We start from the raw sequence: 25,894 nt of genomic DNA, 5'->3' as shown, positions 1-25,894 counted from the left end.
TGGTAAAAGCAGCAAAGCCAGGTCGTTACAACGTTTAATACAGTGATTACTCGTAACCCTGAAGCTAACCTGACAACCAATCATAGAAGGAAGAGTGACAAGCAGCGGTAATAGCGCCTACACAACAAAATGATAGGTGGTGCCTGATCTATTGAGTTAGTCAGCATTCAATTAATAAACAGGTACTACAAAACTCTATGAAGAGAATGTTAATCAACGCAACTCAGCAGGAAGAGCTTAGAGTTGCCCTTGTTGATGGTCAGCGGTTATATGATTTAGATATTGAGTCTGGTTCAAGAGAACAAAAAAAAGCCAATATATACAAAGGAAAAATAACCCGTATCGAGCCCAGCCTGGAAGCAGCGTTTGTTGATTTTGGCGCTGAACGCCATGGTTTCCTCCCTCTCAAAGAAATTGCCAGAGAGTACTTTGTTAACTCACCTCAAGGTCCTGGCCGCCTCAACATCAAAGATGTTGTTTCTGAAGGTCAGGAGATCATTATTCAAGTTGATAAAGAAGAGCGCGGTAACAAAGGTGCAGCGTTAACTACCTTAGTCAGCCTGGCAGGTCGTTACTTGGTACTTATGCCAAATAACCCACGTGCTGGTGGCATTTCAAGGCGGATTGAAGGCGAAGAACGCGCTGAACTAAGAGAAGCCAAAAGCAAGCTAGAAATTCCACCAGAAATGGGGGTTATCATTAGAACTGCTGGCTTAGGCCGTACTCATGAAGAACTACAGTGGGATCTGAATTACCTACTGAGAATCTGGCAATCAATCAAAGAGGCGTCAGCTCAACAACCCGCTCCCTTTTTAGTCTTCCAGGAAAGCAATGTTATCATTCGTGCTATCCGCGACTATCTGCGCCAGGATATTGGTGAAGTATTGATTGATGATGATGCCGTTCATCAAGAAGCACTCAAGTTTGTGCAGCAGGTGATCCCTCAGTATCAAAATCGAATCAAACCCTATAATGACAGCACTCCTCTATTTAATCGCTTTCAAATTGAAAGCCAGATTGAAACTGCCTTCCAGCGGGAAGTGAAGCTACCTTCAGGCGGTTCGATTGTAATAGATCCAACTGAAGCATTAGTATCTATTGATATTAACTCTGCTCGGGCAACTCGTGGTGGTGATATTGAAGAAACAGCATTACAAACCAACCTTGAAGCCGCAGAGGAAATTGCTCGCCAGCTAAGACTAAGAGATATCGGCGGCCTGGTGGTGATTGACTTTATCGATATGGGCCCTATCCGTAATCAGCGGGAAGTAGAAAACCGTATGCGGGAACTTTTACAAGTGGATCGTGCACGGGTACAAATCAGTCGAATTTCTCGCTTTGGTTTAATGGAAATGTCCCGCCAGCGACTAAGACCCTCCTTAGGAGAAACCAGCGGGGTTGTCTGCCCACGCTGTAACGGTCAGGGATCTATCCGTGATGTTGGCTCACTGTCATTATCAATCCTGCGCGTGGTTGAAGAAGAGGCGCAAAAAGAACGCACCTCCGAAATCCGCACTCAGGTACCTATCACTATTGCCGCTTTCTTACTGAATGAGAAGCGCTCATTAATTACTGATATTGAGCAGCGCTATGGAATTCGTGTGGTTGTGATTCCTAATCCAAACTTAGACACACCTCACTTTGAAGTGCAGCGCCTCAGAGAGGATCATTTACAAACTCAAACAACTGAAAGCAGCTACGAGATTGTCAGCGATCTAGAGCCAGTAGATGTTGAGCTTTCAACTGTTCGCAACACACCTAAGCCAGAAGCAGCAGTTAAAAACATTGAGCCAACTGAGCCTGCGCCAGTACCCGCTAAGCCAAGTTTATTTAAGTCTATTGTCAGCTCTTTATCTGGCATTTTTAGCCCAGAAGAAACTAAAGTAGCCCCTCCACCAGAGGCTAAGGAGCAGCGCAGCTACAGCCAATCGCGGCCACAGCAGCAGCGTCAACAGCAAAAGCCTCGTTCCGAGCGCTCTAGTGAACGCCCAGCAGGTCGTCGAAGCCGCTCTGACTATGAGAATAAGCCTAGCCGAGGCCGTGACTACGACAACAAACCTAGCCGAGAAAGTAACCAAGAACTCACTGAAGAGACAGGTTACAAAAAAGAGCGCCCCTCTCGTCGCTCAAACCCTCGCTATGAAGACAAGGCGCAGCCAACCACCAACAAAGGCCGCCAGGAAAATGCTGCGGCACAAACACAGGCTGTTGAAAGTGACACACCAAAGCGTCGCCCTAGAAACGGCTCACCCAACAAGCGTCGTAGCAATCGCCCTTCACAGCGAGGACGTGAGTACAATGACAACTCACAGGTAACTGAGACAACCTCTGAAGCTCAGCCCACACAAACTCCAGCTGAGGCACAACAGCCCACTGCACCCAAAGTAGTTGAGACTGAAGCTCACAGTCCTACACCTACTGAGTCACAACAACCTGCTGTTACAGAAAAACAGTCGTTACCAGCTACTGAAGCTAGCTCCGAGCAAAAAGCTAACGCTGAACCACAAAAGCAACCAGAGCCAACTGATGTAAAAGAAGAAAAGCCACAGCCAGCGACTGTTGCTGAGCCAACAGAGCAGCCTAGTGAAAGCCAGTCTGCCGAAGCAGCAAACACTCCCCAAAGACGCCGGAGACGTCGAGCGTTAAATGATCCAAGAGAAGCACGTCGTCAGCAGGCAAAGCAAACGACTGGCAAGAAGCAGCCTGAGCCATCTACTCAAGAGTCTGTCGCTGTTACTTTTAAACCAGAAGCAACTGGAGAAGAAGTAAAGCCCACTAAAGCAGAGCCAGAAGCCCAGGTTAACTTTACAACATCTTTGGTCACTGAGATCAAAGCACCCAGTGAAGCTGAAGCAAAGCCTGCCAAGACTGAAACTGCCGCTGACAAAAGTAAAGGACAAGATACTCAGCAGTCTACTGTCAACTCAGAGGAAGCAAGCTGATTCTATTTGACTAAACCTTCAAGCTAAAACCAAATCAGGAGGGCGTGCCCTCCTGATTTGGTTTTTTAATTGGAAAAGCTACTAAAGGAGCTGCCTAACGCTAACTCAGTACACTCTTGGCTCTACCTCCAACTCAACTCCAAATTGTTCACTTACTTTTTCAACAATCTGACTGGCAAGCGCCATCACTTCATTGCCTGTAGCCGCTCCCTTATTAACAATCACTAGCGCCTGCTTATCGTGCACTCCCACATCACCTCGATACTGGCCTTTGAAATTACACTGTTCAATCAACCAGCCAGCTGCCAGTTTTACCTGGTCATTAGCTGCTGGATAGTGGGGCACTTCTGGGTAAGACTGAAGAATTGCCTGAAGTTGTGTTTGGGAGATAACTGGGTTTTTAAAAAAACTGCCTGCGTTACCCAGTACTAAAGGATCTGGTAGTTTGCTAGCACGAACATGGCACACAGTATCACTGACTAGCTCGGGTGTTACTGGTTTATCAGCGAGTAGCTGACTCAATGGATGATAATGCAGTTTTGGCTGAAACTCAGTATTTAGCCTAAAAGCAACCTTAGCAATAATCCAGGGAGAATCTGGCTGCTTAAAAATACTCTCTCGATAGCCAAATTGACACTCATCAACAGAAAACTGCTTAACTTCTTCTGTTTCCCGGTTAAATGCCCAGAGGCATTCCATCACTTCTTTTAACTCAACTCCATAAGCCCCAATATTTTGAATAGGAGCCGCCCCTACTGTGCCAGGAATCAATGAAAGGTTTTCCAGGCCTGATAATCCTTGCTGAAGCGTCCAACACACAAACTGATGCCAGTTTTCACCAGCACCCGCTTCTACAATCACTTGACCATTTTGTTGAACTCCAACCTGTTTGCCCAGTATGGCTATTTTGACGATCAGCCCATCAAAGTGTTGAGTAAACACCACATTACTACCCCCTCCTAAAGGAAGCAGCATTAATTGGTTGGATTTCGCATATCGAACCGCTTTGGTCAGCTCACTGAGCGAACGTACTTCAACCCAGTACTCTGTCGTGGCAGGACATCCCAGCGTATGATGAGACTGCAGAGCGACCTGGCGCTTTACTGATAAAGACATTACAACTGATGTTCCTGCTTAATTTGCTGCAACAACCCTTGTGCAGCCATTTCCACTAAATCCAGCACCTGGGCAAAGCCATTTGCTCCACCATAGTAAGGGTCTGGTACTTCCATTTCGCTCTGTTGCTGAGCAAAGCTCATAAATAGCTTTAGTTTATTATGGTGATTAACTGGGGCCAGCTGTTTTAAAGCGGATAAATTACTTTTATCCATAGCCAGAATGTAATCATACGCCTCAAGATCATCAAGAGTGACTTGCTGTGCCCGGATCCAGCTAAGGTCATAGCCTCGCAGCTTAGCAGCCTGCTGAGACCGGCCATCAGGTGGCTCACCAATATGATAAGCTGAGGTACCTGATGAGGCGACTTGAATTCGGTCAGCCAACCCACCATCTACAACCATCTGCTGAAATATGCCATGAGCTGTCGGTGATCGACAGATATTGCCTAGGCATACAAACATCACACTAATCATTATTTGAATTTCCCTCTTCTACCAGCTGCCGCACCTTAGCTAGATCCTGTTCCGTATCAACACCAATAGGTGGCACCTCAACTGCCTGTGCCACAGCTATTTTGACGCCCTGCCATAGAGCCCGCAGCTGCTCCAAACACTCCAGTTGCTCAGTTGGCGCCACAGGCCAGTTAACATAACGATGTAACAGCCCCACCCGATAACCATAAATACCAATATGCCGATAAAAAGGGCCTGAGGGTAACTGGTTAGGTGGCTTTGCTAAATTGAATTGCTCCCGGCTCCAAGGCATTGGCGCACGACTAAAGTAACTGGCTTCCCCTCGGGCATTTAATACCACTTTCACAACATTCGGATTGAACAAGTCATCAACTTCAGCAATTGGCTCAATTAGCGTGGCCATTTCGCATTTGGGTTGTGAGCCAAGCAAACCAGCCACTTGATTAATCACTGAAGGAGGAATCAGTGGTTCATCCCCCTGAATGTTCACCACCACTTCATCATCAGCCAAAGCCAATTTTCTAGCCACTTCTTCTACCCGGTCAGTACCTGAAGGATGATTGGCTGCAGTTAGACAAACTTCACCACCAAAGGATTGTACTGCCTCAGCAATTCCTTGATGGTCTGTAGCGACGACTACCCGTGTAGCCTGACTTTGTAATGCTTGTTGATATACATGCTGAATCATTGGCTTACCACCAATCAGCAGTAATGGCTTACCTGGTAGTCGGGTTGACGCATAACGAGCAGGTATGACAACGGTGAATTTCATAAGAGAAATAGCTTCAATAGTATAAGATAAGTGATTGAATTACTTATTTAATCTTTCGTCTGTTGTTAAAGTGCGTGCTTCCTGTTCAAGCATAACTGGAATCCCATCCCGGATTGGATAAGCCAAAGCATCATGACGGCAAATCAACTCCTGATGCTCTTGGTCATACTTTAACTCCCCTTTACATAAAGGGCAGGCGAGAATTTCTAGCAGTTTTTTATCCAACATATTCTTTATGGTTAACCTTTTTGATTGTACTTGTTTAACCTTCTCTTTTAGCTGCTGCCAAAAGCTTTCGGGCAGCTTAGCAGCCACCAGCAAACTCCAGTGGTTGGTAGAGACAAATGATCGACACTTCACTGCATCCTTTGATGTCATCAAAACGGGTAGCTGATCATCAAACTGAATGTCTTTTACTGTTAGCTGCGCATGATCATCCTTTGGGTGGGGAATCACTTGCACCCCCAAGGAATTACAAGTAGCAAAAAAGCGCGCGGGATTGCCAATACCTGCGACTCCATGCACTTGCTTAAAGTCATCAAGACTGACCTTAGTCAATGGCCGTTTTTCTCCACTACTTACTTGTACTAAACACTCGGGAACCAGTGCCATTAACTGCTGAGGCTGTGTAATGGCCACTAACGGTGCGTCACCATTCACTACGACAAAGTCAACTGTTTTCAGCCGCTCTGGTGGCTCTCGAAGCGGCCCCTGAGGCAAGCAATAGCCATTTCCTAAGCCACGAGCACCATCAATGACCACCAACTCGATATCACGACCTAACGGGTAATGCTGCAGCCCATCATCAGCAACAATGATATCAGTCTCAGGAAATTGATTCAGCAGCCCTTTTGCTGCTGCAACCCGCTGAGGGGCTACCATTACAGGCACACCAGTAAGCTGAGCCAGCATTACCGGCTCATCACCAGCCACATTTGGATGACTATCAGGGGTAACAGCTAACGGGTAATGAGATGACTTTCCCCCATAGCCACGGCTAATAATTCCAGGGGAATAGCCCCAGTCTTTCAGCTGCTCAATAATTGCTGTGACTAATGGAGTTTTCCCAGTGCCTCCCACCGTGATATTACCTACCACAATCACAGGCACTGGCGCTTGCCAAATAGCCTGTGCTCCGCTAAGAAAACGCTGCCGTTTATGTTTAGCAACCTGCTGATACAGCAGCCTTAAAGGCATTAGCCAACGCAGATGACGATCCGGTTGATACCAGGCATTCACCAGCCAGTTCATCGATTCACCAATTAAAATACTAAGGAGTAAATAAAATTAGGCCAGCAACAGGCTGGCCTAATTCAATAGCGAAGAATATCAAAAGCTGCTGATTCTACTCTTCTTTTGACTTTTCTTGGGTAGTAATGCTTAAGTGGACAAATCCCAATTGACCTGCTGCATCCATTGCTGTCACTACCGCTTGATAAGGTGCATTGGCATCAGAAGTGATGACTAATGGCAGTTTGTTATTGCCTTTCGACTCTTTTTGCAGTGCTGTTTTCAATGTTTTAATTGACGTATTAACTAGCGACTTGGTATTCACTGCATATTCACCGGTTTTACTGATCAAGATTTCAATTTGATCAGGCTTATTATCAACCGGTTCGCCTGTGGCTTCTGGTAAATCAACACTTAAATGGGTTTCTTTGGTAAATGTGGTGGTTACCATAAAGAAGATCAGCAGCAAAAACACCACATCAATCAATGGGGTGAGGTTAACGGAAACCTCTTCCGTTAGTTGCCTGCGAAACTTCACTTGCTTACCTCACTGTAATCCACTTCACGTTCACCATGAAGCACTTCTACCAGCTTTGTAGCCTCTTGCTCCATAGCAATCACCAGCTCATCCACTCGGCGCACATAAAACCGGTGCATAATCAGTGCTGGGATGGCAATTGTCAGACCTGCCGCTGTTGTGATCAGTGCTTCTGAAATACCACCAGCCAATGCATCTGCATTACCTGTACCAGAAATCTGAATTTCGGCAAACACTTTAATCATACCGATAACCGTACCCAACAAGCCTAATAATGGCGTGATCGCAGCGATGGTGCCTAAGCTGTTCAAAAAGCGTTCCAAATCATGAACAACCCCAGAGGCAGCTTCTTCAATTCCCTCTTTCATGATTTCACGGCCGTGCTTTGAGTTGCTTAAACCCGCAGCCAAAATTTGCCCTAATGGGGAGCTGCCTTTTAGTTCTTTAAGTCGTTTGCTATCCAACTGTTTATTTTTAATCCATTTCCAAACCAAGGCTAGCGTATGTTTAGGTGCAATTTTTGAGGGCCTTAGTGTCCAGGCACGCTCGATAATAATAGCCAAGGCAAGAATAGAACAAATAAGAATTGGCAGCATTAGCCAGCCACCGGCTACAATGAGTTCTTTCACGACATCTCCCCTTATGAATGTTGGGCCAACTCTAACATAAAGTTATAAGCGACCGAATAGCCTAGCGCTAACTTTTTGTGACCAATATCTAGGATAATCAAGGCGGTAGCGCATTGTTAAGGCTGGCTCTGTTGCTTTATCAAACAGCCACTGAATTGACCCTTCATCTGCTGTATTGTAGGTAAGGATTCCCGACTGTTGCAGTCGCTTGACTAATTTTTTATTCGGGTGGCCATAACGGTTTTGATAACCTGCGGAAAACAATACAACTGATGGCTTTACCTGCTTAATAAAAGATACACTTGTAGCATAATAACTGCCATGGTGTGCTGCAACCAAGACAGACGACTTAAGCTGCTGTTGCCACTTAGCAACCAGCTGACGTTCCTGCTTTGCTGATATATCACCCGTTAGCAAGAGCTGATGATTGCCTGTCATTATTTGGAGCACACAAGAGCGCTCATTTCGATCGTTACCTTGTGTACCCGCCAAATAGCGAAATATTACCCCATCCCACTGCCAGCTTTGCCCTGCTTGGCAGGGTTGTACTGGTTGAGACAGTTTAATCTCTCCAGCTGTACCTGATTCTATAGCAGCAATGGATATGGCTGTGTTTAACTCTAGCAATCCACCACTATGATCTTGATCAGCATGACTAATCACCAACTTATCCAGATGGTTAACTTGCTGTCGTTTTAAAAAAGGAAGAATCACCGCATTAACTGCACTAAAACGCGGATTCCACTGGGGCCCAGTATCATATACCAAACGGTGATTTTTAGTTTCTATCAAAGCGCCCAACCCTTGCCCAACATCAAACAAAGTAAAGCGAAACTGACCAGGCTCAAGCGCTGAAACCAAGGGTTTAAAATAGCCTACTAACACCCCCACCAATAGAAGCCCGCCACGACCAGGCAGCCCTGCAGGCAATAACCAAGCTAGCGCAAACAGCAATACTCCAAGGGGTGCTAAGGCAAATGCAGCCTGTTCACCCGCTGATAATTGGGCAAGCAGATCAACACCAGCTGCCAGCCCTTGGTTGATCATTTTTAAGCAAGTCCAGCCAAACGCTGAAAAGCTTGCTAACAATACCGCAACCAGCAAAGCAGGCATTATAACAAAACCCAATAGCGGTATTACCAACAAGTTAACCAGTGGAGAATACCAGACGCTTACCTGCTGCCAATGAATAAACAGCGGCAATAAAGCAATCCAAACAATCCACTGAGGCTTGATCCATAGCGAAATAACCCCTTTGACTGCCCGGCGATGACTAAAAGCAACTAATAGTGCTGCAACAGCGACAAAGGAATACCAAAACCCAGCACTGACCACGGCCAAAGGCTGCCATAACAATACAAAAACCAGCGCTACCCACCAGTAGCTGAGTGGTTGAAATTGCCAGCGCCCTGCGAACGCAATGGCACCAATGGTGAGCATGACCCAGGCCCGCTGAACAGGCAGTTGGAAGCCACTTAATAGTGCATACCCTGTCGCTAATATCCAACCTGCACCAATAGCCCATTGCCTAGCTGTAATAACTAAAGGTAACAGCCGCAGCTTGACTAGCCCTGAAGCCAGCAGTGCACCTAATAAGGCACACAAGCCAATATGTAGCCCCGACACAACAACTAAGTGAGTTGTACCTGTTTTATTCAACGCTTCCCACTGACCTGGGGTAATAGCGGTTTGATCTCCCAGCAGAAGTGCCAGCAATAGGCCAGCTGACTCACCATCCAGTTGAGAGATATAGTGTTGTTTCAGCTGCCAACGCCATTGATCAAATAACGTTAACCACTGACAGCACCCCAACAACTGGTTTTGCTGCCCCTTAGCCACATAGCCCGTTGCATCTATCCCTAGCCGTAATAAATACCCTTCATAGTCAAAAGCACCTGGTGAAGCAAAACCATGGGGACGTTTGAGCTTAACCAGCAGTTGCCAGTGCTGGCCAGGCACCAGCGCTGGCTGCTGCTGATACCAATACAGCCTTACTTTATCAGGAAGAAAAAAATTTTCCGTCATTGGCTGCTGAGCAGGGCTTTTAATATGAGTTACTTTAAAGTCGAAGCGATAGCCATGGGCTCTATGTTGAGGTAACCCAACAATATAACCACTGATTAGTAGTGGCTGTCGCTCAAACTGCTTTGGTAGCTGTTCTGCCAAGCCTATCAGCCCATAAGATACTCCCCAGCAATAACCCAAAGCTAAGCCAAATAAGCCAATTAACCAGCTATAATCATATCGCCAATGCAAAACAACTACTGCCACTAAAATGGCAAATCCAGCAACCAAGTACCAAGAAGTCAGCTGAGGTAAGTAAGCCACGAGTACACAGCCAAGAGAAAAAGCAATTAGACTGCTACGCATCTATAGAGAACCATTTAAAATAAATGCATAATACGCCTGTTTAAGAAGGCCTCGAAGTTAACATTTTTAACAGGCTGCTTACTTAGTAGTGATCTAGCAGAGCCCATCAATGCCCAAAAAACTATTTAAGCGCTATCTGCCCCATCCAGATACGATTAAAGAAAACAAATCTCTCCAGCGATTTTTAGGCCATCGAATTCATGACCCTAATCTTTGGCATTTAAACCGTCGCTCAGTGTCATCAGCCTTCTTTGTGGGTGTGTTCTGCGCGTTTATTCCTATTCCTTTTCAAATGGTCGTTTCAGCATTTCTGGCTTTTATTTTTCGCTGTAATTTACCAATATCTGTCGTATTAGTATGGATTACCAATCCAGTCACTATGCCCGCCATTTTTTACTTTACCTATAAAGTAGGCTGCTTCCTACTCAATACGCCAGTACTTGAGATTGAAATGGAGCTAACGACAGAGTGGGTTAGTAGCCAGCTGGCTAACATCTGGCAACCTTTGTATTTCGGCTCTATCATTAGTGGCACTGTCTTGGGGTTAGTGAGCTATTTTCTAATCCGTGTATATTGGCGATGGCATGTTGCTAAAGCTTGGCAGCACCGAAAAAAAAAGCGGAAAAGTCAACCTCATGACAGACACTGATGGCTTAAGCACTACACATTTCTTAACCCTTGAAGTAAATGCACTATGAATAAACGTTTTAACCCGAGACGTAAAAACCCCAAACAGCAAGGCCGCGGCACACTGGAAAATATTGTGACTGATGGACCTCATAACGAATGGTTAGGCATGCCGGATTACTATATCCACACCTTAACTGTCGATGGAGAGGAATATAATTATTTAAGCCCAGACGAAGTGCTTGATGTTAAGGTGGGTGATAAGGTCGTTTTTCGATACCAATTGGCTGGTAAAATCAAGCGTATTGATAAACGCTCCTTAGGAATTGCAATTGACCCAAGTACTTATTTAAACCAAACAACAGATGAAGACTAAATACCTATTGGTTTGCATAAAAAGTACTAACTAATAAAAGCAGAAGGCCGTCAGCATGATCACAAACGGCCTTTTTTATTTAACAAAAATTCTACTTATGCTTTTTACTGAAGCTTATTAACCGGAACTAATTGCCCATCTTCCAGCTTCAATACCCGATCCATTTGTTGAGCTAACCCCAAATCATGAGTAACCACCACAAATGCGGTATTCACTGTATGACTCAGCTCATGCATCAATCGATGGATGCTATGTGCTGTATGCTGATCCAAATTGCCCGTTGGTTCATCCAGTAACACACACTTTGGTTGAGTAACCAAAGCACGCGCAATAGCGACCCGTTGCCGCTCACCACCAGATAACTCACCCGGTTTATGTTGTAGCCGGTGCCCCAAACCTACTTGCTCCAACAATTTAATCGAGCGAGCCTTAGCCTCCTTAACTGACACTTCTTTGCGCATTAGCAGCGGCATAGAAACATTTTCAACCGCCGAAAACTCAGGCAATAAATGATGAAATTGATACACAAAACCTAAACTACGATTTCGCACCAACCCCCGTTGGTTTTCATTCAAGTGCGTAATATCCTGATTATCTAACAGCACAGTGCCATGTGAAGGCGTGTCCAACCCACCCAATAAATTCAGCAATGTGGTTTTGCCTGAGCCTGAGCTACCCACAATACTGACTCGCTCCCCTACTTCCAGTTGAAAGTTGATTTTTTTAATCACCTCAACTGTCGCAGGGCCTTCTTGGTAGTATTTGGCTAAATCCTGGCATACTAAGACTGGATGACTACTCATAACGCAAGGCCTCTGCAGGTTGGGTGTTAGCAGCACGGAAAGCAGGGTAAACAGTGGCTAAAAAGCTCAATAACAAAGTAGCCCCAGCGATCAGGCCCACATCCTGCCATTGTAATTGGGAAGGTAGGTAACTGATAAAGTAAACGTTGGAATCCAAGAACTGGATATTAAGCAAGTGTTCTATAGCTTTGATCCAAGCAGGCAAATTCAACGCAGTAATCACGCCTGTGACTACCCCAAGCAATGTTCCCAGTACGCCAATAACAGCCCCTTGCACCATGAAAATGGCCATTACTGTGCGCGTGGTTGCCCCAAAGGTACGTAAAATCGCAATATCAGACTGCTTATCATTTACCACCATGACTAGCGTTGCGACAATATTGAAAGAAGCGACTGCAATAATCAGGGTTAGCAGCAAACCAACAATGGTTTTTTCCATTTGAATCGCTTGGAACAAGCTGCCATGGGTACGAGTCCAGTCTCTCACGTAATAGCGCCCAGGCAGGTTACTGGCTACTTGCCAAGCAACTTCACGAGATTTAAATAAATCTTTGAGCTGTAAGCGAATACCTAGCACTCCCTGATTAATTCTCATCAGTTTGGCTGCATCTTTATAGTGGATATAGGCTAAACTGGCATCCAGCTCAGCACCGACTCGAAAAATACCCACTACATTAAAACGCTTCAGCCTGGGGAATACCCCAGCAGGATTAATTGAAGCCTCAGGCAAAACCAGGGTGACTTTATCACCGATGTTTACCCCTAATTGACGAGACAATATATCGCCTAAAATAATGCCAAACTTGCCTGGTGCCAGGTCAGTCAGTTTCCCTGCATCCAAGTGCTCATCAATAATTGAGACTTTACTTTCATAATCAGGGTTAATCCCTTGAATATAAGCACCTTTCACATGACCACTTTGAGTAAGCATGGCTTGAGTGCTGATGAAAGGAGCCGCCCCAACCACCTCTGGCGACTCTTCAACTTGCTTGATCAGCTCAGGCCAGTTCTCTATGGTACCTTGAGCCGTAGTAATCGTGGCATGAGGAACCATACCCAAAATGCGTTGTTTCAGCTCCCGGTCAAATCCGTTCATCACTGACAACACAACAATCAACACCCAAACCCCTAATGCTAAACCAAGAAAGGAAATCAGCGAGGTAAAGGAAATAAAGCGATTACGTCGTTTGGCTGCGGTATAACGCAAGCCAATAAAAAACGGTAATGGTTTGAACATGAAGTTTTTTGCCTTACAGACCAGATGTTTCCCAGTGAATTCTCAAGGATTGAGCATAACCTTATGAAGTATTCGGGCTAAAATGTTAATGGAGTTACTAAATAATTAACAGGGCGGTTATTATGCCAGAAGAACTGGCTGATCGGCGCGATTTTTATCGAATCGATGACACTGTAGCAATCAGCTACCAGGTGATGGATGCCTGCCACCAGCCAGACTCTAAGTACTTTCCTTTTAATAACGAAGCTGAAATCTTCCACTTATCCAGCAACCTACAAACACTAGAAAGTGAAGCTCATCACTTATTGAGAGTTATTAATGATAAGAACCGCGCGATTGCCCAATACTTAAAGAATATTGATCGACGCCTTCAACTGATGGGCAACGCCATAGCATCCTGTAGTACCGAATTGCTTAACCTGCCTAAACGGAAAGTCAGCCTAAGTGAAGGCGGCTTGAGCTTTAACCAGGCTGACTCGCTTCCCATCGATCAATACCTCGCCATTAAACTGGTATTGCTGCCAAGCCATGCTGGCTTGTTGATTACAGGGAAGATAGTAAAATGTGACAAAATTAAAACTGGTTATCACAACCGAATCACGTTTGAACATATACTTGAGCCCGATCGCCAGCTGCTAGCCAAGCACATCATTCAGTATCAGGCCAAGCAGCGGCGACAGCAATTGGAACAGTCGAAGCAGGAGTCGTCATCATGAAATCACTCATTCAGGCTACCCTCACCAGTGGGCTTATCTGCCTGGCATTTTTAGCTAATGCTCAAGAGCTAACCGTTGGCCAGCATGCTCAGGCCAGTCAGCAATCAGCCCAGCCAGGCCATGGCATGAAACAACAAGAAGTCGTTGCTAAATATGGTCAGCCCAGTGAAAAAACCTCCGTCGGTCAGCCGATCATTTCAACCTGGCGCTACGCTGATTTTACCGTCTATTTTGAAAATGATACGGTGCTACATAGCGTCGCGAACCGCTCATCACAAGAGTAACTGACCTTTATGAAATTAATTGGCCATCGTGGTGCCCGAGATGAGGCTCCTGAAAATACCATTGCAGGTTTTCGACATGCTATTAGCCTGGGCATATTCGACTTTGAGCTGGATCTTCGGCTAAGCAAAGATGGCCAGTTGGTAGTAATTCATGATGCAACGGTTGACCGCACCACCAATGGCAATGGTAAAGTCGCACGTTTAACGGCAAAAGAGCTGAACCAACTGAATGCACAGTTTGCCCACCCTCTTTGGGATCAGGCCTGTTCTGTACCATTACTCAGTGATTTATTGGCTGCCTGCCCTGAAATCAACAGTGTCCAACTGGAAATGAAAGCGGATAATCGCGCCGAAGCTTACGCTGTAGCTGAAGCAACTCATGAGTTCTGCCAGCAGTATAAGGGCAGTGCCACCCTAATCCTGACTTCAATTAACCGCCACTGTCTAACCACACTCGCTCGCCTGGAAAGCCCTCAGCCAAGGGGGTTAGTTGCGGAATACCTTTTCCCTCCACCCGTTCATACAGCAAAAAAACTTGGGTGCCAATACTTGTGCTTAGATCAGGCACTTTGCTCCTCCTCTCGGGTAAAAGCGGCCACAGATGCCGGCTTAATTGTATCAGTCTGGACTGTAAATGACCTGGATGTAGCAAGAAAGCTCGCGGCAATCAATGGTATCAGCAGTTTAATTACCGACCGTCCTAGTGAATTAATGACATTAGTTAAGGATGCGGCTTAAATCACCCCTACTTCCAGGCCAAGTGTCACAAAAGGGTATTGGAGAATAAGTATGAAGAATACCCTGTTACTTCATATTTTCCAGCTTTGACGACAGCATCCAGGTGAGGGCAAAGAAGGATTAATTACCTACCTAAAAAACTAAGAGATTACTGCAAAAGCCAGCAGATATGGGGTAGTAGGGTATTCAGTCGCTAAGGCAGGATGCCTTTTTAGTGCTTGATAGGCCAGGGATGGCATTTCAAGCGAGGCGAAGAATAACCTGCTAGTCCATATCAAACACCAAGCTAATTACAAAGACTTAAAACAACCGATTTAATCCATTCAGTGCTGCAACCCGATAGGCTTCCGCCATAGTGGGATAGTTAAAGGTGGTATTTACAAAGTAATTCAGTGTATTAGCCTCACCTTTTTGGCTCATGATAGCCTGCCCGATATGGACAATTTCAGATGCTTGATCACCAAAGCAGTGAATGCCCAGCACTTCTAACGTTTCTCGGTGAAACAGAATTTTCAACATCCCTACTGGTTCATCACTGATCTGAGCCCTAGCCATGGCTCTGAAATGAGCTTGACCAACCTCATAAGGGACTTTTTCTGCAGTTAATTCCTGCTCGGTTTTTCCTACTGAGCTGATTTCTGGAATAGTATAAATACCGGTAGGTACATCATTAACAAATCGCCAATCGTTATCCGCAGCAATGTTACCTGCTGCTGAGCGCCCTTGGTCAAATGCTGCACTTGCCAGGCTGGGCCAGCCAATCACGTCACCAGCTGCATAAATATTTTCAACAGAGGTTTGGTAATGCTGGTTAACTTCCAGTTGACCACGGCTATTTGGCTCTATCCCCACATTTTCCAGCCCCATCCCCTGAGTATTCCCCGTCCGGCCATTAGCCCATAGCAAAGCATCTGACTTTACTTTTTTACCAGACTTCAGATACAGCACTACCCCATCTTCAGTACCCTCAATTTTGTCATACTCTTCACGATGGCGAATTAGCACACCTTGATGGCGTAAGTGATAGCTTAGTGCATCGGAAATTTCATCATCCAAGAAAGACAACAAGTGTTCGCGGGTATTAATTAAATCAACCTTCACTCCCAGCCCGCTGAAAATAGAAGCATACTCACAGCCAATCACTCCAGCCCCATAAATAATAATACGACGCGGGGTGTGCTTCAGTTGTAAGATAGTGTCGCTATCGTAGATTCGCTCATGACTAAAATCCACATTTGCAGGACGATAAGGACGAGAGCCAGTGGCAATAACAATATCCTTTGCCACCAGCTGCTCAATCGAGCCATTATGCTGGACGACTTCAACGGTGTTTTGGTCAACTAAACGCCCATGCCCAAATAAAATGTTTATCCGATTCCGTGCATAATATTGGGTGCGAGACTTTACTTGCTTGCTGATAACGTTTTCAGCTTTTTTCAGCACATTAGGAAAGCTAAACCAACGAGGCTCTCCGATGGCCCGAAACATTGGGTCCGTGTTAAATGAAATAATTTCTTTAACCGAATGCCGTAACGCTTTTGAAGGTATTGTGCCTAAATGGGTGCAGTTACCTCCCACTAATGCAGACTGCTCTACCACCGCCACTCGCTTGCCAAGTTTGACAGCATTCATCGCTGCCCCTTCACCAGCAGGGCCAGAACCTAGCACCACCACATCATAGTTCGTTACACCCATGACAAAAAATACTCCAACATCAATTGATTATTACTGATTTATGCTTACTTATTGGTTGTACCAGCATCATAAAATAGCTCATCACCTTGTTCTGCTTGGCTGAGCTGCTGTTGCTTTTCTTTATCACATTTAGCCTGGTCACCACCGCAAATATCACAGGCGGTATCCATGCCCAACGCACTTATTCCACCACATGAGCCTTTGATGGGTTTCTTCGCCAAAATAACCCCAATCGCCATAGCAACCACAATGAGCAACATCAAGCAAAATGCCAGAAAGATAGTCATTTTTGATACCTCAACTAATTACGCTGACGGGCAAGATATGCCTTGAACGCTTCACTTGCCACTGATTTAAACCCTTGCTCTGTTTTGACAATAAAATAAGCTGCAATATTTTCTTGATTAGCAATTGTCAGCCCCTGGTCTGAGCCCAACACCATAAACATAGTAGATAGCGCATCAGCTCTTGCTACCGTGTCATCAATCACCGTCACTGAAGCTAATCGGTGGGTAATGGGATAGCCAGTTCGTGGATCAATCGTGTGCGAGTAACGCTTTCCCTCTGCTTCAAAGTAGTTGCGATAGTCGCCAGAGGTAGCCACCCCTTTACCATCGACCTGAACCACCAAGCTAGGCTCTTGCTGCACCATCAGTTTTGGTTGTTCAATACCAATTCGCCAATGTTCACCAGTAGGCTTAAGCCCTTTGGCTTTCAGCTCGCCACCTACTTCAACCATATAGCTGCTAATTGACAAGCCTTCCAGCGCCTTGGCTACCTGATCAACCGCATAACCTTTGGCAATTGAGGATAAATCCACAAACACTGGTTTACGCTTAGTCAGCTGGTTTTGTTCCTTATTGACCTCAACACTGTCATAGCCCACTTTGGCAAACGCGGCTTTAATCTGGGCCGCTGCGGGTACTTGATCTGGCCGGTGATCAGGACCGAAGCCCCATAAGTTTACCAATGGCCCTACCGTCACATCATAAGCCCCCGACGATAATCTAGAAAGCTGCTGACTAAGAGCCACCAGCTCAATAATATCAGCAGATAGAGCGTAGGGCTGATTAGTAGCAGCTGCATTGAACTGCATTAATTCCGAGTCATTAATGTAAGTAGACATTCGGGCATTAATATCATCCAACACCTGTTGTACAACTTGTTTAACCTGTTGCTGGGATGCTGCATTAGCATCTGCAATATACTTCACATGATACCGGGTACCCATGGTAGGACCCGTTACTTTTTCTACTTTGGCTGAATCACAGCCAGCTAAAACAAATAACAACCAAAAAACGACTAGTGAAAACTTTCCTGCTATCTTCACTATTTACCTCATAATCAAAGCCTGAAAAACAAAAGGGTTCAGAAGCCTACCTTCTGAACCCTTTTTGAGTACATCCAGTGACGGTTAGCCACCAAAGTCATCTAGCAGAATATTATCCCGCTCAACACCAAGATCTTCCAACATCTTGATGACTGCAGCATTCATCATGGGTGGTCCACACATATAGAACTCACAGTCTTCAGGTGCTGGGTGGTCTTTCAAGTAGTTCTCATACAACACCTGATGGATAAAGCCCTGATAGCCTTCCCAGTTATCCTCAGGTAATGGGTCAGATAACGCTAAATGCCATTTGAAGTTTTCATTTTCTTCCTGGAGCTTATCATACTCTTCTGTATAGAAAGCCTCACGAAGCGAACGTGCTCCGTACCAGAAGGAAATTTTCCGTTCAGAGCTTAGACGCTTCAACTGGTCAAAAATATGTGACCGCATAGGTGCCATACCTGCACCACCACCCACAAATACCATTTCTGCATCTGTTTCTTTAGCAAAGAACTCACCAAATGGGCCATACACTGATATCTTGTCACCTGGCTTCAGGTTGAATACATAAGAAGACATCTGCCCTGGGGGATGCTTAGTACCAGGAGGAGGAGAAGCAATCCGAATGTTGAACTTCAAGATACCCTTCTCTTCTGGGTAGTTGGCCATGGAGTAAGCACGAATAACCGTTTCATCTACTTTTGATTCATACTGAAACTGATCAAAGCGATCCCAATCCCCTCGATACTCTTCAGGAATATCAAAGTCTTTGTAATAAACATGATGGGGTGGCGCTTCTAGTTGCACATAGCCCCCTGCACGGAAATCTACATTTTCCCCTTCAGGTAGTTTCAGTGTCAGTTCTTTAATGAAAGTGGCTACGTTGTCATTGGAAACAACCTCACACTCCCACTTCTTCACACCAAAGAATTCTTCCGGCACCTCAATTTTCATGTCGTGCTTAACAGCGACTTGACAGGCTAGCCGCCAGCCTTCTTTAGCATCACGGCGGGTAAAGTGAGGCTCTTCAGTAGGCAGCATTGAGCCGCCACCATCAAGCACCTTACATTTACACTGGGCACAGGTACCACCACCACCACAGGCAGATGAAAGGAAAATATTTTGTGCTGCCAAAGTTTGCAGCAGTTTACTGCCCGCAGGCACTTTAACGGACTTGTCAGGGTCATCATTGATACTAATGGTGACATCACCTGAGCTAACCAGTTTAGAACGAGCAACCAAAATTACCGCAACCAATAACAGTACGATCACGGTGAACATGGTTACTCCGGTAAGAATTACACCCGTTTCACTCATCGTTCAAAACCTTCTTGTTGTGTCTTACAGCTGCACGCCTGAGAAAGACATAAACCCAAGTGACATCAAACCGACAGTTATAAATGTCACCCCCAGACCACGCAAGCCAGCTGGTACATCGCTATATTTCAGCTTTTCACGAATACCGGCTAATGCCGCAATTGCTAGTGCCCAACCTAAGCCAGCACCCACGCCATATACAGCACTTTCACCAAAGGTGTAGTCACGCTGTACCATAAACAGTGAAGCCCCCATAATGGCGCAGTTTACAGTGATCAATGGCAAGAATACGCCTAGCGCGTTATACAGCGCAGGCACATAACGGTCTAAGAACATTTCCAGGATTTGCACGATGGCGGCAATTACCCCAATGTAGCTGAGTAAGCCCAAGAAGCTTAAATCCACATCAGGCAAACCCGCCCAAGCCAAGGCACCATCTTTCAATACATGCTGATAAATCAGATTGTTAACTGGCACAGTAATCGCCAAAACCACGATTACCGCAATGCCTAGGCCAATTGCCGTTTGAATTTTCTTGGAAATCGCCAGGAAGGTACACATTCCCAAGAAAAAGGCCAACGCCATGTTTTCAATAAAAACAGCTTTAACAAACAGGCTTAAATAATGCTCTAACATTACATCGCCTCCTTAAACTGACTTTGTGGCGCCATTTTGAATTCAGGCTCTTCCACTTGGTCTTTTTTCCAAGTCCGCAAGGCCCAAATAAATAAGCCAATCAGGAAGAAGGCGCTGGGTGGTAGCAGCAACAGACCATTGGGCTGATACCAACCACCTTCATTCACTACCGGTAAAATTTCAAAGCCCAGTAACTTGCCAGCACCAAATAGCTCACGAATAGTGCCCACAACAATTAAGATGACGCTGTAGCCTAAGCCATTACCAATACCATCCAATAAGCTAGGTAGTGGTGGGTTCTTCATCGCAAAGGCTTCTGCACGCCCCATCACGATACAGTTGGTAATGATCAAACCAACAAATACCGATAGTTGTTTACTGATGCTATAGGCGTACGCTTTTAACACCTGATCCACCACAATCACCAGCGAGGCAATTACCGTCATCTGCACAATGATTCGAATATTGTTAGGAATATGATTACGAATCAGAGAAATCGACAGGTTGGAAAAAGTGGTCACAAAGGTCAGTGCAACACACATGACCAAGGTCACTTGCAAGCTTGTAGTAACCGCTAACGCAGAACAAATACCCAATATTTGCAATGCAATTGGGTTGTCATTGAAAATCGGCGTTAGCAAAATTTCTTTTGCTTTTACAGTCATTGTTATGCCTCCCCTTTTCTAACATTGGTCAGGAAAGGTCCAAAACCATTTTCGCCAAGCCAGAACTGCAGCAAGTTCTCTAAACCTCGGCTAGTTAACGTTGCCCCTGCTAAGCCATCTACCTGATGTTTAAATTTAGGGCTGTCTGGATTAGCACTCCCTTTCACCACAGCGATGTCCACAGTAAACTGGTCATTGAAGACCTGCTTACCTGGCCACTGTGCTTTCCACTTAGGGTTATCTACCTCACCGCCTAAGCCTGGGGTTTCACCATGATCATAAAAGCCTAAGCCCACCACAGTTTTAGTATCACCTTGCAGAGCAAGAAAGCCGTACATAGTTGACCATAGCCCATAACCATGGACAGGTAGGATCAGCTTATCCACTTTTCCTTGCTTCTCAACTAAATAAACAGTGGCATAGTGAGCACGGCGCTTAATGCTGGCAATATCCTGCTCACCACTTAATACAGTAGATAGCTTAGGATTCTTAGCTGCTGAACGCTGCTCGTAAGCTTGAGCATCAACTTCGTCAGTGAATTTACCTGTACGTAAGTCAACAATTTTGGTTTTGATTTGCTTGAACTGCTCTTTTACAGAGGAGCCTTCCTCCATCAGCCCAGCGATTTCAAGAATACTGCGTTGCATTGACAGCTTCTTGTTTTCAGTTTGAGCAGGTTTCAGGAACACTGCTGCACTGGACACCACAATTGAGCAAACCAAGCAGAGCAGTACGGTAACAATGACCGTCTTTTGGATGGTATCGTTATTAGCTGACATTGGCTCTTGCCTCCCGACGCTTGATATTGGCCTGAACCACAAAATGGTCAATCAAGGGTGCAAATAAGTTGGCAAATAAAATGGCTAGCATCATACCTTCAGGGAAGGCTGGGTTAATGACACGAATCAGTACCACCATCACCCCAACCAAGCCGCCAAAATACCATTTACCCTTATTGGTCATTGATGCAGACACTGGGTCCGTTGCCATAAAGAACATACCAAAGGCAAACCCACCCAATACTAAGTGCCAATACCAAGGCATAGAGAACATAGGGTTGGTATCAGAGCCGACTAGGTTAAAGAGTAAGGAGGTGGCAATCATGCCAATCATCACCCCAGCAACGATTCGCCAGGAAGCAATGCCCATTACCAGTAATACAATTCCACCAAGGGCGATGGCAAAGGTTGATGTCTCACCAATCGAGCCTTGCATAAAGCCAAAGAAAGCATTAGACCAGTTCAACTGCTGTTGTAAAGCATTCACTCCATCAGTCGCCGCTACACTCAAGGCAGTCGCACCACTAAAGCCATCAACCGCTGTCCACACCGTATCACCAGACATTTCAGCTGGATAGGCAAAGAACAGGAAGGCACGCCCAGTCAGTGCTGGGTTTAAGAAGTTTTTCCCAGTACCACCAAATACCTCTTTACCAATCACTACCCCAAAGCTAATCCCTAAGGCTGCTTGCCATAAGGGCACATCAGGTGGCACGATCAAAGCAAACAGTACAGAGGTAACAAAGAAGCCTTCATTAACCTCATGACCTCTAACCGATGCAAACAGGACTTCCCAGAAGCCACCCACCACAAATACAACAAAGTAAATGGGGATAAAGTAGGCTGCCCCATGAATGAAACAGTCCCAAATACTATCGGCAGAATAGCCAGCAAACATTTCAATAAAACCAGCACGCCAACCTTCAACGGCAGCAATGCCTAAGTCAGCCATGGCTGTGTTGGCCTGCAAGCCCACGTTGTACATACCAAAGAACATGGCTGGAAAAGTACAGAACCAGACGGTAATCATCATCCGTTTCAGGTCCAAACCATCCCGTACATGAGACGTCGTGGCGGTCACTTTACCAGGGGTATAAAAAATGGTGTCAGCGGCCTCATATAAGGCATACCACTTTTCGTACTTACCCCCTTTATGGAAGTTGGGTTCAATTTTGTCTAAAAACTGTCTTAGTGCCTTCATGATTAGCCCTCCACTTCAATACGCGTCAGGTTATCACGCAGGATGGGACCATATTCGTACTTACCTGCACACACATAACTGCACAGGGCAAGGTCCTCTTCATCCAGCTCTAAACAACCCAGTTGTTGAGCAACCACGGTGTCACCCACAATCAGTGCCCGTAACAGTTGGGTAGGCAGAATATCCAGCGGCATGACTTTTTCGTAATTGCCCACAGGTACCATGGCCCGCGCACTACCGTTTGTGGTAGTGGTAAAATTAAACAGCCGACTTGGTGATAACTTTGACAGGTATATGCCTAGTACAGAGTGCTTGTCTTTACCAGGAGAAAGCCAGCCTATAAATTCCCGCTCACTGCCTTCAAGTAAAATAGAAACTTGCACATGGTAGCGACCAAGATAAGCAAAGGCCCCTTTACCACTGCGGCCACCAAACACAGAGCCGGAAATCAGTCGGTTTTCTCCCACTTTTTGTTCACCAGCACACAGTGCTTCTAAGCTTGCACCCACTTGGGTTCGCACTAAACGCGGCTTTTCTGCTTGAGGGCCACCTAGCGCCACGACTCTGTCGGTATACAGTTTGCCTGTGGTAAACAGTTTGCCAATGGCAATCACATCTTGATAACCAATATACCAAACCGATTTATGGGCATGTACAGGGTCTAAGTGATGAATATGTGTGCCTGGCAAACCAGCAGGGTGTGGACCAGCAAAAGACTCAGTTACCACTTTAGCTTGCCCTGTTGGGATTTGCTTATCAGGTGCCTGACACACAAAAACCTTGCCTTCTGTCAGGCGACCAATTACTTCCAGCCCCTGCCCAAATGCCTCAGCTTGCTCTGTAATAATAACAGCAGGGTCAGCAGCCAGTGGATGGGTATCAATAGCAGTAACAAAAATAGAGTGAGGTATAGCATCTACTGTTGGTACTTTACTAAAAGGGCGAGTGCGAAAAGCTGTCCACTGTCCTGATTTAATCAGGTTATCAGTGACTTGCTCGCGACTTAGCGTAGCAAGTTGCCCAGCCTCATATTGGGCAAACGTTTCTTCTTCATCCCCTTCAATGTCGATGGCAAGCGATTGAAATACCCGCTTTTCACCACGATTAATCGCAGCAACTACGCCTGCTGCAGGTGCAGTATAAAAAATACCGGGGGATTTTTTATCTTCGAATAGAATTTGGCCTTTTTTGACACGATCTCCCTCTGCCACTTGCATGGTCGGTTTCATGCCAGGATAGTCAAAGCCAACCACCGCCACAGACTTCACTTGGCGGCCATCGTCGGCAATCACCTGCTCTGGTGAACCAGTTATGGGAAGATCCAGGCCCCGTTTGATATTGATCATACGTCGATGCCTAATCACTAGTTAACGATGAAGGTCAGCTCTCAATAGCCCTCCTTCACCAAACTGACATTTATTTGTTATTAGTTCAGTCTAGTGAAAATAAGGAATGTTGTATTAACTAAATATAAGACCAGTGTTTCCATCCCGTTTCTAGGGATTGGTGTCTTACACTTTATTGATACAACAAGCTAATTTTTTGCCCATCAAGCTATTGTAGAGTGTTAACCCAAGAAAAAAACGGCCACATTATAATGAGCGGCTTACAAAGATGCCACCTATCATCATGGTTTGGTTGGTTTTTTTTATTTAAGATAGAGCATTCAAGACTATTTTTTATCCAAACATAAAAAAACGCTCCATAAAGGAGCGTTTTTTTAGTCAGCCAGTTTACTCATTACTCACTTTTTGGCAACACTGGTTGGTTAACCCCTGCCAACATTTGTAGGACACGGTTAACCTGACAGCTATAACCAAACTCATTGTCATACCACACATAAAGTACACAACGATCTTCATCAACAATGGTGGCTTCTGCATCAACAATTCCCGCATAGCGAGAGCCCACAAAATCAGATGACACCACTTCAGGTGAGTTAACAAAATCGATTTGTCGTCTTAAGTCAGAATGAAGCGAGATGTGCCGCAGATAATCATTCAATCCTTCAACAGAGGTATTTTCTGCCAGGTTCAGGTTTAAGATAGCCAACGACACATTAGGTGTAGGTACCCGAATGGCATTACCTGTCAGCTTACCTTTTAGTTCTGGTAATGCTTTAGCCACGGCTTTAGCAGCACCAGTTTCGGTGATCACCATATTCAGTGCCGCACTACGACCACGACGATCACCTTTGTGGTAATTATCAATCAGGTTCTGGTCATTGGTGTAAGAGTGGACTGTTTCAACATGACCATTTTTGATTCCAAACTTATCATTAATGGCTTTCAACACAGGTGTAATGGCATTAGTGGTACAAGAAGCCGCTGAAAGAATCTTGTCATCATCATTGACTAAGTGATGATTCACGCCATAAACAATGTTTTTAATTTCACCTTTACCAGGAGCAGTCAACAACACCCGGCCCACTCCAGGACACTTCAAGTGCATACCCAAACCGGCTTCATCACGCCACATTCCCGTGTTATCCACCACAATGGCGTTTTGGATACCATATTCAGAATAATCGATCGTATCAGGCGAGTTAGAGTAAATCACCTGAACATAATTACCATTGATAATGAGTGCCGTATTTTCTTCATCAATGGTAATTGTTCCAGCAAAAGAACCATGGATAGAGTCACGACGCAGCAGGCTAGCCCGCTTTAGCAAGTCATTTTTGGCCCCACCTTTACGCACGACAATTGCTCTCAGGTTTAAGCCTTCACCACCACCAGCGCGCTCGATAAGAATTCGTGCCATCAGCCGGCCAATCCGGCCAAAACCGTAAAGTACAACATCTTGCCCTTGCTCTTCATCGGAGCCTTTCTTACCCACTACATCCGCAACTTCATTACGGACAAAGGCTTCCAGATCTTGGCCTTGACCTTGGGTTTTGTATTTGATGGCTAATTTACCAATATCAATCCGCGCAGGCCCCAGATCTAATTCAGTTAACAGTTTTAAAATGGGATAACTGTCTTCTACCGATAACTCTTCTTTCTCTAGCTGGCGAACAAAACGGTGGGCTTTAATGATATCAATAACAGAGCGGTTAATGACTGGGCGACTGTAAACGGAAGTAATAACATGGTTTTCCCGATACAGTTTTCCAATCAATGGAATCATTGACTCCGCAATGGCTTCTCGGCTTTTCCACTGACGGAAGTGATCGTTTTGCTGTTGCTTCACGGGTTAATACCTTTTTATACCTAAATGACTTAAGCTCAAACATACAGCCCCCTCTAAAAGCTCACTTTTATTAGAGGCATCATGATTTTTTTGATCATCAGGAAGCTTTTATTTCCTAGGGCTGATCAAGCCTTAGGGCTTCTTTAGTGCAAGGGCCTCTATTATCCTGGTAGTGACTTGCTTTCGCAACTGATCTAAAAAATGCTCGCCCTAGTTATCCTCAAC

25 protein-coding genes and 1 pseudogene are annotated in these 25,894 nt (G+C 45.4%); 6 read left to right on the top strand and 20 right to left on the bottom strand.

The window, feature by feature from the left end; all coding sequences use genetic code 11:
• Positions 1 to 197 precede the first annotated feature (197 nt).
• Positions 198 to 2,942, top strand: coding sequence for a ribonuclease E (gene rne / locus ORQ98_RS11605; RefSeq protein WP_274688972.1), 2,745 nt, complete (start codon positions 198 to 200; stop codon positions 2,940 to 2,942).
• A gap of 105 nt (positions 2,943 to 3,047) precedes the next feature.
• Here the strand turns inward: rne and murB are convergent, their stop codons facing one another.
• The 8 genes and pseudogenes from murB to ORQ98_RS11565 form a co-directional block, all read right to left on the bottom strand.
• The gene (murB, locus tag ORQ98_RS11600) at positions 3,048 to 4,058 is read right to left on the bottom strand and encodes a UDP-N-acetylmuramate dehydrogenase (RefSeq protein WP_274688971.1); all 1,011 of its coding nucleotides are present in this window, start codon (positions 4,056 to 4,058) and stop codon (positions 3,048 to 3,050) included.
• Positions 4,058 to 4,534, bottom strand: coding sequence for a low molecular weight protein-tyrosine-phosphatase (locus tag ORQ98_RS11595; protein ID WP_274688970.1), 477 nt, complete (start codon positions 4,532 to 4,534; stop codon positions 4,058 to 4,060). Before ORQ98_RS11595 ends, murB begins: the two co-directional genes overlap by 1 nt.
• Positions 4,527 to 5,306, bottom strand: coding sequence for a 3-deoxy-manno-octulosonate cytidylyltransferase (gene kdsB / locus ORQ98_RS11590; RefSeq protein ID WP_274688969.1), 780 nt, complete (start codon positions 5,304 to 5,306; stop codon positions 4,527 to 4,529). Before kdsB ends, ORQ98_RS11595 begins: the two co-directional genes overlap by 8 nt.
• A 39-nt stretch (positions 5,307 to 5,345) precedes the next feature.
• Entirely contained in the window at positions 5,346 to 5,531 is a 186-nt protein-coding gene (locus tag ORQ98_RS11585) for a Trm112 family protein (protein ID WP_180567185.1), read from the bottom strand.
• 51 nt (positions 5,532 to 5,582) lie between these two features.
• Positions 5,583 to 6,503 (bottom strand): annotated as a pseudogene (lpxK, locus tag ORQ98_RS11580) (tetraacyldisaccharide 4'-kinase); the annotation flags it as partial.
• Between the two features lie 148 nt (positions 6,504 to 6,651).
• Positions 6,652 to 7,074 (bottom strand): ExbD/TolR family protein, encoded by a 423-nt coding sequence (locus ORQ98_RS11575; protein ID WP_274688968.1) that lies wholly within the window; start codon positions 7,072 to 7,074, stop codon positions 6,652 to 6,654.
• The gene (locus ORQ98_RS11570; protein ID WP_274688967.1) at positions 7,071 to 7,703 is read right to left on the bottom strand and encodes a MotA/TolQ/ExbB proton channel family protein; all 633 of its coding nucleotides are present in this window, start codon (positions 7,701 to 7,703) and stop codon (positions 7,071 to 7,073) included. The genes ORQ98_RS11575 and ORQ98_RS11570 overlap by 4 nt, the downstream gene beginning before the upstream one ends.
• Before the next feature lie 42 nt (positions 7,704 to 7,745).
• Positions 7,746 to 10,073, bottom strand: coding sequence for a DNA internalization-related competence protein ComEC/Rec2 (locus ORQ98_RS11565; RefSeq protein ID WP_274688966.1), 2,328 nt, complete (start codon positions 10,071 to 10,073; stop codon positions 7,746 to 7,748).
• Between the two features lie 109 nt (positions 10,074 to 10,182).
• Between ORQ98_RS11565 and ORQ98_RS11560 the strand changes: the two genes are divergently transcribed.
• A complete protein-coding gene (locus ORQ98_RS11560) occupies positions 10,183 to 10,722 on the top strand; it encodes a DUF2062 domain-containing protein (RefSeq protein ID WP_274688965.1) in 540 nt (179 codons plus the stop codon).
• A 45-nt stretch (positions 10,723 to 10,767) separates the two neighbouring features.
• Positions 10,768 to 11,076 (top strand): hypothetical protein, encoded by a 309-nt coding sequence (locus ORQ98_RS11555; protein WP_274688964.1) that lies wholly within the window; start codon positions 10,768 to 10,770, stop codon positions 11,074 to 11,076.
• Positions 11,077 to 11,180: 104 nt separating this feature from the next.
• Here ORQ98_RS11555 and lolD read toward each other — a convergent pair whose 3' ends face one another.
• Positions 11,181 to 11,879 (bottom strand): lipoprotein-releasing ABC transporter ATP-binding protein LolD, encoded by a 699-nt coding sequence (lolD, locus tag ORQ98_RS11550; protein WP_274688963.1) that lies wholly within the window; start codon positions 11,877 to 11,879, stop codon positions 11,181 to 11,183.
• Positions 11,872 to 13,116, bottom strand: a complete 1,245-nt coding sequence (locus ORQ98_RS11545; protein WP_274688962.1) for a lipoprotein-releasing ABC transporter permease subunit — start codon at positions 13,114 to 13,116, stop codon at positions 11,872 to 11,874. The genes lolD and ORQ98_RS11545 overlap by 8 nt, the downstream gene beginning before the upstream one ends.
• Before the next feature lie 122 nt (positions 13,117 to 13,238).
• Between ORQ98_RS11545 and ORQ98_RS11540 the strand changes: the two genes are divergently transcribed.
• The 3 genes from ORQ98_RS11540 to ORQ98_RS11530 are packed head-to-tail and all read left to right on the top strand — an operon-like array spanning position 13,239 to position 14,854.
• The gene (locus ORQ98_RS11540; RefSeq protein ID WP_274688961.1) at positions 13,239 to 13,832 is read left to right on the top strand and encodes a PilZ domain-containing protein; all 594 of its coding nucleotides are present in this window, start codon (positions 13,239 to 13,241) and stop codon (positions 13,830 to 13,832) included.
• Positions 13,829 to 14,116 (top strand): hypothetical protein, encoded by a 288-nt coding sequence (locus tag ORQ98_RS11535; RefSeq protein WP_274688960.1) that lies wholly within the window; start codon positions 13,829 to 13,831, stop codon positions 14,114 to 14,116. The genes ORQ98_RS11540 and ORQ98_RS11535 overlap by 4 nt, the downstream gene beginning before the upstream one ends.
• Positions 14,117 to 14,125: 9 nt before the next feature.
• On the top strand, positions 14,126 to 14,854 hold the full coding sequence (locus ORQ98_RS11530) for a glycerophosphodiester phosphodiesterase (RefSeq protein ID WP_274688959.1): 729 nt from the start codon (positions 14,126 to 14,128) through the stop codon (positions 14,852 to 14,854).
• Positions 14,855 to 15,154: 300 nt separating this feature from the next.
• Here the strand turns inward: ORQ98_RS11530 and sthA are convergent, their stop codons facing one another.
• The 10 genes from sthA to ORQ98_RS11480 all read right to left on the bottom strand — a co-directional run bounded on the left by sthA (position 15,155) and on the right by ORQ98_RS11480 (position 25,606).
• On the bottom strand, positions 15,155 to 16,549 hold the full coding sequence (sthA, locus tag ORQ98_RS11525) for a Si-specific NAD(P)(+) transhydrogenase (protein WP_274688958.1): 1,395 nt from the start codon (positions 16,547 to 16,549) through the stop codon (positions 15,155 to 15,157).
• A gap of 44 nt (positions 16,550 to 16,593) precedes the next feature.
• Positions 16,594 to 16,836, bottom strand: a complete 243-nt coding sequence (nqrM, locus tag ORQ98_RS11520) for a (Na+)-NQR maturation NqrM (RefSeq protein ID WP_274688957.1) — start codon at positions 16,834 to 16,836, stop codon at positions 16,594 to 16,596.
• Positions 16,837 to 16,850: 14 nt separating this feature from the next.
• The gene (locus ORQ98_RS11515; RefSeq protein WP_274688956.1) at positions 16,851 to 17,879 is read right to left on the bottom strand and encodes an FAD:protein FMN transferase; all 1,029 of its coding nucleotides are present in this window, start codon (positions 17,877 to 17,879) and stop codon (positions 16,851 to 16,853) included.
• Between the two features lie 84 nt (positions 17,880 to 17,963).
• The gene (nqrF, locus tag ORQ98_RS11510) at positions 17,964 to 19,196 is read right to left on the bottom strand and encodes an NADH:ubiquinone reductase (Na(+)-transporting) subunit F (RefSeq protein ID WP_274688955.1); all 1,233 of its coding nucleotides are present in this window, start codon (positions 19,194 to 19,196) and stop codon (positions 17,964 to 17,966) included.
• 24 nt (positions 19,197 to 19,220) lie between these two features.
• Complete coding sequence (nqrE, locus tag ORQ98_RS11505; protein ID WP_180567017.1) at positions 19,221 to 19,832, bottom strand: NADH:ubiquinone reductase (Na(+)-transporting) subunit E; 612 nt, start codon at positions 19,830 to 19,832, stop codon at positions 19,221 to 19,223.
• Positions 19,832 to 20,497, bottom strand: a complete 666-nt coding sequence (locus ORQ98_RS11500) for an NADH:ubiquinone reductase (Na(+)-transporting) subunit D (RefSeq protein WP_274688954.1) — start codon at positions 20,495 to 20,497, stop codon at positions 19,832 to 19,834. Before ORQ98_RS11500 ends, nqrE begins: the two co-directional genes overlap by 1 nt.
• 2 nt (positions 20,498 to 20,499) lie before the next feature.
• Complete coding sequence (locus ORQ98_RS11495; RefSeq protein WP_274688953.1) at positions 20,500 to 21,276, bottom strand: Na(+)-translocating NADH-quinone reductase subunit C; 777 nt, start codon at positions 21,274 to 21,276, stop codon at positions 20,500 to 20,502.
• Positions 21,266 to 22,477, bottom strand: coding sequence for an NADH:ubiquinone reductase (Na(+)-transporting) subunit B (locus ORQ98_RS11490; RefSeq protein ID WP_274688952.1), 1,212 nt, complete (start codon positions 22,475 to 22,477; stop codon positions 21,266 to 21,268). Before ORQ98_RS11490 ends, ORQ98_RS11495 begins: the two co-directional genes overlap by 11 nt.
• A gap of 2 nt (positions 22,478 to 22,479) precedes the next feature.
• Positions 22,480 to 23,823, bottom strand: a complete 1,344-nt coding sequence (locus tag ORQ98_RS11485) for a Na(+)-translocating NADH-quinone reductase subunit A (protein ID WP_274688951.1) — start codon at positions 23,821 to 23,823, stop codon at positions 22,480 to 22,482.
• 394 nt (positions 23,824 to 24,217) lie between these two features.
• Entirely contained in the window at positions 24,218 to 25,606 is a 1,389-nt protein-coding gene (locus ORQ98_RS11480) for a glyceraldehyde-3-phosphate dehydrogenase (RefSeq protein ID WP_425347683.1), read from the bottom strand.
• Positions 25,607 to 25,894 lie beyond the last annotated feature (288 nt).

Source organism: Spartinivicinus poritis (assembly GCF_028858535.1).
Classification (GTDB): Bacteria; Pseudomonadota; Gammaproteobacteria; order Pseudomonadales; family Zooshikellaceae; genus Spartinivicinus; species Spartinivicinus poritis.
Note: the sequence above shows the minus strand (reverse complement) of the source record. Positions and strands in the feature narration are given on the sequence as shown.

Coding starts and splice junctions, on each gene's coding strand:
- ORQ98_RS11500 (WP_274688954.1), bottom strand. CDS start 20,497: ATGACTGTAAAAGCAAAAGAAATTTTGCTAACGCCGATTTTCAATGAC.
- ORQ98_RS11540 (WP_274688961.1), top strand. CDS start 13,239: ATGCCAGAAGAACTGGCTGATCGGCGCGATTTTTATCGAATCGATGAC.
- ORQ98_RS11560 (WP_274688965.1), top strand. CDS start 10,183: ATGCCCAAAAAACTATTTAAGCGCTATCTGCCCCATCCAGATACGATT.
- nqrF (WP_274688955.1), bottom strand. CDS start 19,196: ATGAGTGAAACGGGTGTAATTCTTACCGGAGTAACCATGTTCACCGTG.
- nqrE (WP_180567017.1), bottom strand. CDS start 19,832: ATGTTAGAGCATTATTTAAGCCTGTTTGTTAAAGCTGTTTTTATTGAA.
- nqrM (WP_274688957.1), bottom strand. CDS start 16,836: ATGACTATCTTTCTGGCATTTTGCTTGATGTTGCTCATTGTGGTTGCT.
- ORQ98_RS11485 (WP_274688951.1), bottom strand. CDS start 23,823: ATGATCAATATCAAACGGGGCCTGGATCTTCCCATAACTGGTTCACCA.
- ORQ98_RS11555 (WP_274688964.1), top strand. CDS start 10,768: ATGAATAAACGTTTTAACCCGAGACGTAAAAACCCCAAACAGCAAGGC.
- kdsB (WP_274688969.1), bottom strand. CDS start 5,306: ATGAAATTCACCGTTGTCATACCTGCTCGTTATGCGTCAACCCGACTA.
- sthA (WP_274688958.1), bottom strand. CDS start 16,549: ATGGGTGTAACGAACTATGATGTGGTGGTGCTAGGTTCTGGCCCTGCT.
- murB (WP_274688971.1), bottom strand. CDS start 4,058: ATGTCTTTATCAGTAAAGCGCCAGGTCGCTCTGCAGTCTCATCATACG.
- ORQ98_RS11595 (WP_274688970.1), bottom strand. CDS start 4,534: ATGATTAGTGTGATGTTTGTATGCCTAGGCAATATCTGTCGATCACCG.
- ORQ98_RS11490 (WP_274688952.1), bottom strand. CDS start 22,477: ATGAAGGCACTAAGACAGTTTTTAGACAAAATTGAACCCAACTTCCAT.
- lolD (WP_274688963.1), bottom strand. CDS start 11,879: ATGAGTAGTCATCCAGTCTTAGTATGCCAGGATTTAGCCAAATACTAC.
- ORQ98_RS11565 (WP_274688966.1), bottom strand. CDS start 10,073: ATGCGTAGCAGTCTAATTGCTTTTTCTCTTGGCTGTGTACTCGTGGCT.
- ORQ98_RS11530 (WP_274688959.1), top strand. CDS start 14,126: ATGAAATTAATTGGCCATCGTGGTGCCCGAGATGAGGCTCCTGAAAAT.
- ORQ98_RS11480 (WP_425347683.1), bottom strand. CDS start 25,606: ATGATTCCATTGATTGGAAAACTGTATCGGGAAAACCATGTTATTACT.
- ORQ98_RS11545 (WP_274688962.1), bottom strand. CDS start 13,116: ATGTTCAAACCATTACCGTTTTTTATTGGCTTGCGTTATACCGCAGCC.
- rne (WP_274688972.1), top strand. CDS start 198: ATGAAGAGAATGTTAATCAACGCAACTCAGCAGGAAGAGCTTAGAGTT.
- ORQ98_RS11535 (WP_274688960.1), top strand. CDS start 13,829: ATGAAATCACTCATTCAGGCTACCCTCACCAGTGGGCTTATCTGCCTG.
- ORQ98_RS11495 (WP_274688953.1), bottom strand. CDS start 21,276: ATGTCAGCTAATAACGATACCATCCAAAAGACGGTCATTGTTACCGTA.